Annotated in this window: 6 protein-coding genes; all 6 read left to right on the top strand. The window is 46.6% G+C overall.

The window, feature by feature from the left end; translation table 11 throughout:
• Nucleotides 1-7: 7 nt before the first annotated feature.
• The 6 genes from rplL to L3C95_RS22490 all read left to right on the top strand — a co-directional run bounded on the left by rplL (nt 8) and on the right by L3C95_RS22490 (nt 11960).
• Nucleotides 8-382, top strand: a complete 375-nt coding sequence (gene rplL / locus L3C95_RS22515; protein WP_236390942.1) for a 50S ribosomal protein L7/L12 — start codon at nt 8-10, stop codon at nt 380-382.
• 246 nt (nt 383-628) lie between these two features.
• A complete protein-coding gene (rpoB, locus tag L3C95_RS22510) occupies nt 629-4438 on the top strand; it encodes a DNA-directed RNA polymerase subunit beta (RefSeq protein WP_262915909.1) in 3810 nt (1269 codons plus the stop codon).
• 148 nt (nt 4439-4586) lie between these two features.
• Entirely contained in the window at nt 4587-8882 is a 4296-nt protein-coding gene (rpoC, locus tag L3C95_RS22505; RefSeq protein WP_236390938.1) for a DNA-directed RNA polymerase subunit beta', read from the top strand.
• 99 nt (nt 8883-8981) lie between these two features.
• The gene (locus tag L3C95_RS22500) at nt 8982-9671 is read left to right on the top strand and encodes a DUF4397 domain-containing protein (protein WP_236390936.1); all 690 of its coding nucleotides are present in this window, start codon (nt 8982-8984) and stop codon (nt 9669-9671) included.
• Nucleotides 9672-9815: 144 nt separating this feature from the next.
• Entirely contained in the window at nt 9816-10433 is a 618-nt protein-coding gene (locus L3C95_RS22495) for an OmpH family outer membrane protein (protein WP_236390934.1), read from the top strand.
• A gap of 105 nt (nt 10434-10538) precedes the next feature.
• Entirely contained in the window at nt 10539-11960 is a 1422-nt protein-coding gene (locus tag L3C95_RS22490; protein ID WP_236390932.1) for an APC family permease, read from the top strand.
• The last annotated feature ends 674 nt before the right edge of the window (nt 11961-12634 follow it).

Genomic DNA, 12634 nt, shown 5'->3' with positions numbered 1-12634 from the left:
TTATACAATGGCAGACGTTAAAGCTTTAGCCGAACAATTAGTAGGTTTAACTGTTAAGGAAGTGCAAGAACTGGCAGATTTCCTGAAATCTGAATATGGTATCGAACCAGCTGCTGCTGCAGTTGTAGTTTCTGCTGATGGTGGTGGCGGTGCTGCTGCTGCTGAAGAAAAAACTGCCTTCAACGTTATCCTGAAAAATGCAGGTGCTAGCAAACTGAACGTAGTGAAGATCGTTAAAGATCTGACCGGTCTTGGTCTGAAAGAAGCTAAGGAACTGGTAGACGGTGCGCCTAAATCACTGAAAGAAGGCGTTTCCAAAGCTGAGGCAGAAGATCTGAAGGCTAAGCTGACAGAAGCTGGTGCTGAAGTTGAAATTCAGTAATTCTTTGCTTAAAGGATACCTCTTTATAAAGGTCAAAAGTGCTTCTGGCACTTTTGGCCTTCTTCCCTTTGGGAAAGTGTCTTTTCGGAGCGTCAAAAAGGGGGAATCACCAGGTCGGTGGATTTGACACAACAGAGAAGACAGAAATTTTTGAGGGTATTTGACAAAGATGTCTTAATTTCCCCGATTCATGTTGTGATTTACTTCACAATATTATATAAGTTAATATAACTGCTAACTTCGAATATGTCTCTAAAAAAAGCCCAAACAAACGAAAGAGTAAATTTTGGAAAGATCAAACAAGTTACTGAGACACCGGATCTGTTGGCTATCCAAATCCAATCTTTCAAGGATTTCTTCCAGTTAGAAACCACACCAGACAAACGTAACAATGAAGGCCTTTTTAAAGTATTTAAGGAGAACTTCCCGATTACAGATACCCGTAACATCTTTAATCTGGAGTTTCTGGACTACTTTGTAGACCCTCCGCGATATACTATAGAGGAATGTATTGAACGTGGGCTTACCTATTCTGTACCGCTGAAGGCGAAATTACGCCTGAGCTGTAACGATGAGGAGCACGTTGACTTCCAGACGATTGTGCAGGACGTATTCCTCGGGAATATACCCTACATGACCCCTAGAGGTACATTCGTGATCAACGGCGCAGAGCGCGTGGTAGTATCTCAGCTCCACCGTTCTCCTGGTGTATTCTTCGGACAGTCCATACATCCAAACGGTACTAAAATCTACTCTGCAAGGGTGATTCCGTTCAAAGGGGCGTGGATGGAGTTTGCAACTGACATTAACAATGTGATGTACGCTTACATCGACCGTAAGAAGAAGTTCCCTGTAACTACCCTTCTGCGTGCGATCGGCTACGAAACAGACAAGGACATTCTGCAGCTCTTTGGAATGGCTGACGAAGTAAAAGCAGACAAGAAGAGCCTGGAAAAATATGCCGGTAAGAAACTGGGTGCACGCGTACTCAGAAGCTGGGTAGAAGATTTCGTGGATGAAGATACCGGTGAAGTAGTGAGCATCGAGCGTAATGAGATCATGCTGGAGCGTGACAGTATCCTGGACGAAGCGAATATCGAGACGATCGTGGATATGGGCGTGAAGAGCGTGTTTGTGCAGAAAGAAGAGGTGAGCGGCGACTTCTCTATCATTTACAATACTTTAAATAAAGATACATCCAACTCCGAGCTGGAAGCAGTTCAGCACATCTACCGCCAGTTGCGTGGTGCCGATGCGCCGGATGATGAAACAGCAAGGGGTATCATCGATAAATTATTCTTCTCTGACAAGCGTTATGACCTCGGAGATGTAGGCCGTTACAAGATCAACAGGAAACTGGGTCTGCCTACACCGCTGAACATGAAAGTGCTGACCAAAGAAGATATCATCGCGATCATTAAATACCTGGTACAGCTCACCAACAGTAAAGCGGAGATCGATGATATCGATCACCTGAGCAACCGTAGGGTGCGTACCGTGGGCGAACAGTTATATGCGCAGTTTGGTGTTGGTCTGGCCCGTATGGCCCGTACCATCCGTGAGAGAATGAACGTTCGTGACAATGAGGTATTCACACCGGTGGACCTGATCAATGCAAGGACACTGTCTTCCGTAATCAACTCCTTCTTCGGTACCAGCCAGCTGAGCCAGTTCCTGGATCAGACGAACCCGCTGTCTGAGATCACGCACAAGCGTCGTATCTCTGCACTCGGACCCGGTGGTCTTAGCCGTGAAAGAGCAGGTTTCGAGGTGCGTGACGTACACTATAGCCACTATGGCCGTCTCTGTACCATTGAAACACCGGAAGGTCCGAACATCGGTCTGATCTCCACACTGTGCGTACACGCAAAAGTGAACGACATGGGCTTTATCGAAACGCCTTACCGTAAGGTGAATGATGGTAAAGTTGACATGGATAAAGTGCAGTTCCTGAGCGCTGAAGAAGAAGATTCTGTAAAGATCGCACAGGCAAACGCACCACTGGATGAAGGCGGCCACTTTGTTAACGACAAGGTGAAATCCCGTGAAACCGGTGACTTCCCGATCCTCGATAAAGGTGAAGTTGAATACATGGACGTTGCTCCGAACCAGATCGTGGGTCTGAGCGCTTCCCTGATTCCGTTCCTGGAACACGATGACGCCAACCGTGCTTTGATGGGATCAAACATGCAACGTCAGGCCGTACCGCTGATCAATCCGCAGGTGCCTATCGTAGGTACCGGTCTGGAAGGTAAAGCAGCGCGCGACTCCCGTCTGCAGATCACCGCTGAAGGTAAAGGTGTGGTTGAATTCGTGGATGCAAATGAAATTCATGTTCGTTACGAGCGTGATGAAATGCAGAAACTCGTGTCATTTGAAGATGACCTGAAGATATATCAGCTGACCAAGTTCGTTAAAACCAACCAGAGCACCTGTATCAACCTGCGTCCTGCCGTTAAGAAAGGACAGCAGCTGGTAGAAGGAGACTTCCTTACAGAAGGTTATGCTACCCGTGGTGGTGAACTGGCGCTGGGCCGTAACATGAAAGTGGCGTTCATGCCATGGAAAGGTTACAACTTTGAGGATGCGATCGTAATCTCTGAGCGTGTGGGCCGTGAAGACCTCTTCACTTCCATCCACATCGATGAGTACGAGCTGGAAGTACGTGATACGAAACTGGGTGAGGAAGAACTGACCCCGGATATTCCGAACGTAAGTGAAGAAGCTACCAAAGATCTGGACCAGAACGGTATCATCCGTGTTGGTGCGCACATTAAGGAGGGAGATATCCTGATCGGTAAGATCACTCCACGTGGTGAATCTGATCCTTCTCCTGAAGAAAAACTGCTGCGTGCGATCTTCGGTGACAAGGCTTCTGATGCGAAAGACGCTTCCCTGAAGGCGCCTCCAAGCACAGAAGGTGTGGTAATTGACAAGAAACTGTTCAGCCGCGCCAAGAAAGATAAGAACTCCAAGACGCGTGAAAAAGCGGCGCTGGAGAAACTGGAAAAAGTACACCAGAAGAACGAAGAAGACCTGCTGGAAGTGCTGATGAGTAAGTTGCTGACACTGCTGAAGGATAAAACCTCTCAGGGTATCACCAACACTTACGGTGAAGTATTGATCTCCAAAGGCTCTAAGTTCTCTTCCAAGAACCTGGCTAACATAGACTTCCAGAACGTGAATCCGCTCGGCTGGACCACCGACGAGGTGACCAACGATCAGATCAACACACTGCTGCACAACTATAACATCAAGTACAATGAGGAACTGGGACGTTACAAACGTGAGAAGTTCAACATTTCAATTGGTGATGAGCTGCCAGCGGGCGTACTGAAACTGGCGAAGGTTTACCTGGCCAGCAAACGTAAGCTGAAAGTGGGTGATAAGATGGCGGGACGTCACGGTAACAAGGGTATTGTTGCGAAGATCGTACGTGATGAAGACATGCCATTCCTGGAAGACGGCACACCGGTAGATATCGTATTGAACCCATTGGGCGTACCTTCCCGTATGAACCTTGGACAGATCTACGAAACAGTACTGGGTTGGGCTGGTCTGAAACTCGGAGTGAAGTTTGCAACGCCGATCTTTGATGGTGCTACCACTGAGGAAATTGCCAAATATATCAACGAAGCAGGTCTGCCAAGCTTCGGCCATACTTACCTGTACGATGGCGAAACCGGTGAGCGTTTCCACCAGAAAGCCACTGTGGGTGTTATCTACATGCTCAAACTGAGCCACATGGTTGATGACAAGATGCACGCCCGTTCTATCGGACCATACAGTCTCATTACACAACAGCCGTTGGGTGGTAAGGCGCAGTTCGGTGGTCAGCGTTTTGGTGAGATGGAGGTGTGGGCACTGGAAGCATATGGTGCATCCAACATCCTGCAGGAGCTGTTAACCATTAAGTCTGATGACATTGTAGGCCGTGCCAAAGCATATGAGTCTATCGTTAAAGGCGATAACATACCAAAAGCAGGCGTACCGGAATCATTCAATGTATTGATACATGAGCTCCGCGGTCTGGGTCTGGATTTGAAATTTGATTAATAATTAGTCCATAAGTTGATGGTCCATAGTCTTAAGCAACCGCTTTAGACTATGGGCCTTAGGCTTTAGATAATCAGACACGGTCTCCATGGACGCTGTCTATGCCCGCGGACTGAATAACATGTGAATTTTCTTTAAACAACATACAATGGCCATCAAGAAAGAAAATCGTCCTAAATCAAACTTTAGCAGCATTACCATTAGTCTGGCTTCTCCGGATTCCATCCTGGAGCGCTCATATGGGGAAGTGCTGAAGCCGGAAACCATCAACTACCGTACTTACAAGCCGGAGCGTGATGGTTTATTCTGTGAAAGGATCTTCGGCCCCGTAAAGGACTATGAGTGCTATTGCGGAAAATACAAACGTATCCGTTACAAGGGTATAGTGTGTGACCGTTGCGGTGTGGAAGTAACTGAGAAAAAGGTACGTCGTGAAAGAATGGGTCACATCCGCCTGGTTGTGCCTGTAGTACACATCTGGTACTTTAAATCATTACCTAATAAGATCGGTTACCTGCTGGGTATGAGTTCTAAAAAACTCGAAACCATCGTTTACTACGAAAGGTACGTGATCATACAGGCTGGCGCTAAACAGGAGAAAGGCCTGAACTACGGCGACCTGCTGACAGAAGAAGAATATCTCGACATACTGGATACCCTGCCGAAAGACAACCAGCTGTTGCCTGACGAGGATCCAAACAAGTTCATCGCCAAGATGGGTGCTGAAGCGGTAGAAATGATGTTGGCCAGAATTGATCTGGATAGCCTTTCTTACCAGCTGCGTAACCAGGCGGCAACTGAAACCAGCCAGCAACGTAAGGCAGAAGCCCTGAAACGTCTGAGCGTGGTGGAAGCTTTCCGTGAAGCAAATGGTCGTGTAGAAAACCGTCCTGAGTGGATGGTAATGCAATATATTCCTGTAGTACCACCGGAACTGCGTCCGTTAGTTCCATTGGATGGTGGCCGTTTCGCGTCTTCTGACCTGAACGACCTGTATCGCAGGGTAATTATCCGTAACAACCGTCTGAAACGTCTGATCGAGATCAAGGCGCCAGAGGTGATCTTACGTAACGAAAAACGTATGCTGCAGGAAGCAGTTGACTCCCTCTTCGATAACTCCCGTAAATCAAATGCGGTGAAAGCAGAAGGCGGACGTGCACTGAAATCCCTGTCTGACGTACTGAAAGGTAAACAAGGTCGTTTCCGTCAGAACCTGTTGGGTAAACGTGTTGACTATTCTGGTCGTTCCGTTATCGTGGTAGGTCCTGAGCTGAAACTGCACGAGTGTGGTTTGCCTAAGGATATGGCGGCTGAGCTGTTCAAACCGTTCATCATCCGTAAACTGATAGAAAGAGGTATCGTTAAAACGGTAAAATCAGCGAAGAAGCTGGTAGACAGAAAAGAAGCAGTGGTTTGGGATATCCTGGAGAATGTACTGAAAGGACATCCTGTAATGTTAAACCGTGCTCCGACCCTGCACCGTTTGTCCATACAGGCGTTCCAGCCTAAACTGGTGGAAGGTAAAGCGATCCAGCTCCACCCGCTGGTGTGTTCTGCGTTCAACGCCGACTTTGACGGTGACCAGATGGCCGTGCACGTACCGCTCAGCAATGCTGCGATACTGGAAGCACAGTTACTGATGCTGTCATCACACAACATCCTCAACCCGCAGAACGGTACGCCTATCACCCTGCCTTCACAGGACATGGTATTGGGTCTGTACTACATCACCAAAGGCAAGAAATCTACTCCTACTGAAAAAGTAGAAGGAGAAGGTAAGGCTTTCTATTCTGCAGAAGAGGTGATCATCGCTTACAACGAGCAGAGAGTGAACCTGCATGCGAACATCCGCGTAAGAGCGACTGTACGTAATGAGAAAGGCGAGCTGGAAACTAAGCTGATCGAAACAACTGTAGGCCGTGTGATCTTCAACCAGCACGTTCCAAAAGAGGCTGGTTATGTGAACGCACTGCTGACTAAAAAATCCCTGCGTGAAATCATCGGTGACATCATCAAGTATACTGATATCCCTAAGACTGCGAAGTTCCTGGATGATATCAAGCAGCTTGGTTTCCGTACCGCATTCCGTGGTGGATTGTCCTTCAATATCAATGACCTGATCATTCCGGAAGTGAAACAGCACATGATTGACGGTGCTTCCAGCGAAGTGGATGAGGTATGGGATAACTATAACATGGGTCTGATCACGAATAACGAACGTTATAACCAGATCATCGATATCTGGTCACGTGTGGACACCAAAGTAACTGAAACGCTGATCCGTGAGCTGGCGAATGACAAACAGGGCTTCAACTCTGTGTACATGATGCTTGATTCCGGTGCGCGTGGTTCCAAACAGCAGATCAAACAGCTGGCTGGTTTAAGGGGTCTGATGGCTAAACCGCGTAAGAGTGGATCTACCGGTTCTGAGATCATTGAGAACCCGATCCTGTCTAACTTTAAGGATGGTCTGAACGTATTGGAATACTTCATCTCTACGCACGGTGCCCGTAAGGGTCTTGCGGATACGGCGCTGAAAACGGCGGATGCGGGTTACCTGACCCGTCGTCTGGTGGACGTAGCACAGGATGTGGTAATTAATGAAGAAGACTGTGGTACCCTGCGTGGTATTGCGACTTCTGCACTGAAAGATAACGAAGAGGTGGTTGAGCCACTGTACGACCGTATCCTTGGCCGTACTTCCCTGCACGATGTATTCGATCCTCATACAGAGGAACTGATCGTTGAAGCAGGTAGCCTGATCACTGAAGATATCGCTCACCGTATTGAGAACAGCGCTATCGACACTGTAGAAATCCGTTCCGTACTGACCTGCGAAAGCCGCAGAGGAGTGTGTGTGAAATGTTACGGTAAGAACCTCGCTACCGGTTATGTGACCCAGCGTGGTGATGCTGTAGGTATCATTGCCGCACAGTCCATCGGTGAGCCTGGTACACAGCTGACACTGCGTACCTTCCACGTGGGTGGTGTGGCTGGTTCTACTTCCGTGGATACCGGCTTACAGGCTAAATTCGACGGTACTATCCAGTTCGACGGTCTGCGTACCACTACATACGAAAACAACGAAGGTGAGAAAGTGCAGGTGGTAATTGGCCGTACCGGTGAATTACGTATCATGGACGTGAAGAACGACAGGCTGCTGATCACCAACAACATTCCGTACGGTTCTACCCTGCTGGTGAAAGACGGACAGAAAGTTGCCAAAGGTGACATGATCTGTACGTGGGACCCGTACAACGCCGTTATCGTATCTGAGATCGCAGGTAACATCCGTTTCGACAGCATCATCGAAGGTATCACCTTCCGTGAAGAGGCTGACGAGCAGACTGGTCACCGTGAGAAAGTGGTAATTGAAACAAAAGACAAGAACAAGATCCCGTCTATCTTCGTAGACGGTAATAAAGAGGTGAAATCTTACAACCTGCCGGTTGGTTCCCACATCGTAATTGAAGAAGGGGAAGCAGTAAGAGCTGGTCAGGTTATCGTTAAGATCCCTCGCGTACTTGGTAAACTGCGCGACATCACGGGTGGTCTGCCACGTGTAACTGAACTGTTTGAAGCACGTAACCCAAGCAATCCTGCCATCGTATCTGAGATTGATGGTGTGGTAGCTTTCGGTAACATCAAACGTGGTAACCGTGAGATCATCATCGAAAGCCGTGAAGGTCATATCAAGAAATACCTGGTGCCATTGACCCGTCACATCCTGGTACAGGACGGTGACTTCGTGAAAGCAGGTACAGCGCTGTCTGATGGTTCCATCACTCCTGCAGACATCCTGTCCATCAAAGGACCGTTTGCTGTTCAGGAATACCTGGTAAATGAGATACAGGAGGTATACCGTTTACAGGGTGTGAAGATCAACGACAAGCACATTGAGGTGATCGTACGTCAGATGATGCGTAAAGTGAACATCGAGGATCCGGGCGATACCCGCTTCCTGGAAGGTGACACTACCGATAAATTTGAATTCTTTGAAGAAAACGACAACATCTTCGATAAGAAGGTGGTTACCGAAGCGGGTGATTCTACCGTGCTGAAAGCTGGTCAGATCGTTACCCTGCGTCAGGTAAGGGAAGAGAACTCCCTGCTGCGCCGTGCAGATAAGAAACTGGTGGAATTCCGTGATGCAAAACCGGCTACCTCCAGCCCGCTGTTACAAGGTATTACCAAGGCATCCCTGGGTACTCACAGCTGGATCTCTGCAGCGTCCTTCCAGGAAACAACCAAAGTACTGTCTTCTGCAGCCATCAACGGTAAAACAGATGACATGCTCGGCCTGAAAGAGAACGTAATTACCGGTCACCTGATACCTGCAGGTACTGGTCTGCGTGAGTTCGAAAACATGATCGTAGGATCCAAAGAAGAATATGATATCCTGGCGTCTTCCAAAGAAGTATTCCAGTTTGACGAAGAAGAATAGAAGAGATACACTCATGTATAAAAAAAATGTCCCGTGCGTAGTGCCGGGACATTTTTTTTACCTGTAACTTTCCGTCAATTAAACTACCGGACGATTGTTATGAAGCAAGGGCTTTATTTAGTATTGTTATTAATAGTAGCGGGTGTCATGGCCTGCAGTAAAGACAGTGACAGCTCTATACCGGAGACCAGTTCCAGCATTAATTTTTTTACTGCGGTGCCTAACCAGGAATTTGATGTGACGATAGATACTGCCAGCATCGGCACAGGGCTGGGGTATGGAGAGAGTACAGGCTATCATGCATTCCAGGCAAAGCGTTATACGTTGCTGATCTATCGTGCTGGAAACCATACCACACCGATAGGCGGCGGAGAGGTCAGCTTACGGAACGGGCATTATTATTCTGTATTCCTGTCCCAGAATAACAGCAGAACGCTGCAGCTGCTGCTGGTGGAAGATAACCTGGCGCCATCGAAACCCAATTTTGGTAAGGTGAGGTTTATTAACCTGAGTGATACCTATGTCAATGCAGCTACCAGGCTGACGCTGGACTTCTATGTGGATGGTGTGCGGAATTTCCGGCGTCAGAGCTACCAGGCATCTACTGATTTCCTGGAGGTGCCGGTAGGGACACGTAATGTAGATGTTCGTTATGCTGACTCTTCCCTGAGCCTGATGGGCGCTAACAGCCGTAATTATGAGATACAGGACCAGAAGCAGTATACTATTATTGGTTACGGGAATGCTCTGAAGGCAGATTCCTTCAAACTGGCGACATTCGCGCATTAAGGCGGCTTCCGGAGCAGGGAAAAAATCTATATGTGAAAGTGTTGTTAAGAAAGCCGGGGACTAAGTATAATCATCTAAAAACCTTATTTTAGCCGTTCAATTTTAAAAATGTATTTAAGGAGATTAAAAAATCCACCTAACAACATGCGCACTACTAAACAACTTGTGAAAAGCGGATTACTAGCGGTACTGACAGCCGGAACATTTATTGCTTGCCAACAGAGTAACAAACAGGGGAACAATAGTCCGGCAGCTGCTGCCAAGGACGGCAGTGCTGCATCTAATAACGGCTTTATCATTGCATATGTGGATATCGATACCGTTGAAGCTCATTATGATTATTTCAAGGAAAAAAAGGCTGAGTTAGAGAAGAAACAGCAGGCGATAGACAATGAACTGCAGGCCAATGTACGCGCATTACAGAACGAAGCTGCTGATTTTCAACGCAGAGCTCAGAGTATGACGCAGGCAGAGGGAGAGGCAACTCAGCGTGCTTTATATAACAAACAGCAGCAGCTGGAAGGCAAGGCGCAGAACATGCGTTCCCAGTATGCAGAACAGGAAAACAAGTTTAACGAAGAACTGCAGAAAAGACTGAACGATTTCCTGGCCAAGTATAACAGTGATAAACGTTATGCCTATATTCTTTCTTACCGTACAGGAGCCAGCAATGTTTTGTACAAGGATGAGAAGTATGATATTACAAATGAAGTGATTAAGGGGCTGAACGAAGCAAATGCATCAACTACCGAGAAAAAATAATAGTTGCTATAGCAAAAACGTTTGAAAAATAATTATAAATTGGAATCCCGTCTCGTAAACATTACCGAGACGGGATTTTTTTAATCATATAGACACACAGAACATATGGAAAACCACAACACAGCTTTCCGCCCCAGTTTAAGTTTACTGGACGCAACCATGATCGTAGCCGGTTCCATGATAGGATCCGGTGTATTCCTTGTATCTGCAGAAATAGCCCGTAATGTGGGTTCTGCGGGTTGGTTAACATTAATGTGGGTATTGGGCGGTATCGTTACGATTATCGCGGCGGTGAGTTATGGTGAGTTGTCTGGTATGTACCCAAAGGCAGGCGGACAGTATGTTTACCTGCGTGAAGCTTATAATCCATTGGTAGCCTTTCTGTTCGGCTGGACGCAGTTCAGTGTGATACAGACGGGAACTATTGCAGCAGTAGCAGTGGCGTTTGCCAAGTTTTCCTCTTATCTCATTCCGGCTTTCAGTGAGGAAAACATATTGCTGAATGCAGGTTTTGTAAAGGTGTCGGCAGCGCAGATCGTCGCTATCATTTCTATTATATTGCTTACCTGGATCAATACACGTGGTATTAAGAGCGGCAAAATTATCCAGACAGTGTTTACGCTGGCAAAACTGTTGTCTTTGTTCGGCCTGATCATATTCGGATTCCTCTTGGGTGCCAAGCAGGAAGTATGGAATGCAAACTGGACAAATGCCTGGGAAGCGGTAAGCCTGACGCAGGTAGATGGCCAGGTGGTTACATCTGTATTGTCCGGGCTTGCTTTATGTGGTGCGATTGCTATTTCCATGAAGGGATCGTTGTTCAGCAGTGATGCCTGGAACAATATTACTTTCATTGCAGCTGAGATCAAAAATCCGCAGAAGAATATTGGACGTGCGTTATTCCTGGGTACGCTGCTGGTGACCATCGTATATGTAAGTGCCAACCTGATGTATCTGGCGGTGCTGCCAATGCATGATATCGCTTTTGCAGCTAAAGATCGTGTAGCCGTTGTGGCAGCCGAGCAGATCTTTGGTGGAAGTGGTTCGCTCGTGATTGCAGTAATGATCATGGTGTCTACATTCGGATGTAATAATGGCCTGATCTTATCTGGAGCCCGTATTTATTATACAATGGCTGAGGACGGGCTGTTCTTTAAAAAAGCAGCTGAGCTCAATGAAAACAACGTGCCTGCCAACGGGTTATGGATACAATGCGTGTGGGCATCATTGTTATGCCTGACAGGTAAATACAATGATTTACTTGTAATGGTAATTTTTGGCGTACTAATTTTTTATGTTATCACAATTGCTGGTATCTTTGTGTTACGCAGCAAGCGTCCGGATATTCCACGTCCGTATAAAGCATTTGGCTATCCTGTATTACCAATGGCGTATATTGTGGTAGCATCCGTACTCGCGTTATTGTTACTTCGTTTTGAGAGCGGCTATGCTTTATCCGGATTATTGATCATCGTTATTGGTTTCCCGCTGTATTATCTGGCCATGAAGACACAAAAAACAGCTTAAGAAGTGCGGGAAAGCTAAAATGGATAACTAATAATGCGGGTTTGACACAAAAGTTGTATGTAAAACGGTTGAAAATTTATCCGACTGCTGTGGAACTTTCAGTGAATTGATGTAATTTGCATGAAGACTTCCGGAACTAGAGGATTGATTTGTGTGTAACCCTTGACGCAACGACACGTATGAATAGAAAACCCTTTGTCAACAAAGAGCATTGCTTTTCCAAAGAGCAATGAATAGAAGGGGAGGGAACCTATCATATTTCACTAAGGTGGAAGCCCGCAAGAATACAGGAGTAGAAAGGAAAGAATAGATGTTCAAACATTCATTAAATGATGCATGTATGAATAAATATTTAACAACATTGTTTGAAGATAGGTAGCACGTACTGAAAACGAAAGTTAACATTAGAAGACTATATGCCGACAACAAACAACATCAAAAACATTATTCAATAAAGATATTTATAAAGGCAATTATTTCTCATTGGGTGGGAGTGAAGATGATTTGAACAAAATCTCTGAGCCCCATAATGACCATTAAAAGCCTACACGATTTGCATTCTCGAACATTCACATGACAATCTTAACAACAAGCGTATGGTATCTACCATACGCTTTTTTTGTGCGCGGAAGGTAAGCCGGGCACGGTTACGGATGTATCGAACACTCCTGTTG

The sequence above is a fragment of the Chitinophaga filiformis genome (assembly GCF_021646545.1).
GTDB lineage: Bacteria > Bacteroidota > Bacteroidia > Chitinophagales > Chitinophagaceae > Chitinophaga > Chitinophaga filiformis_A.
This window is presented reverse-complemented; position numbering and strand designations above follow the sequence as displayed.

Excerpts from the sequence above, each read along its gene's own strand:
- rpoC (WP_236390938.1), top strand. The coding sequence starts at position 4,587 with ATGGCCATCAAGAAAGAAAATCGTCCTAAATCAAACTTTAGCAGCATT.
- L3C95_RS22500 (WP_236390936.1), top strand. The coding sequence starts at position 8,982 with ATGAAGCAAGGGCTTTATTTAGTATTGTTATTAATAGTAGCGGGTGTC.
- rplL (WP_236390942.1), top strand. The coding sequence starts at position 8 with ATGGCAGACGTTAAAGCTTTAGCCGAACAATTAGTAGGTTTAACTGTT.
- L3C95_RS22495 (WP_236390934.1), top strand. The coding sequence starts at position 9,816 with ATGCGCACTACTAAACAACTTGTGAAAAGCGGATTACTAGCGGTACTG.
- rpoB (WP_262915909.1), top strand. The coding sequence starts at position 629 with ATGTCTCTAAAAAAAGCCCAAACAAACGAAAGAGTAAATTTTGGAAAG.
- L3C95_RS22490 (WP_236390932.1), top strand. The coding sequence starts at position 10,539 with ATGGAAAACCACAACACAGCTTTCCGCCCCAGTTTAAGTTTACTGGAC.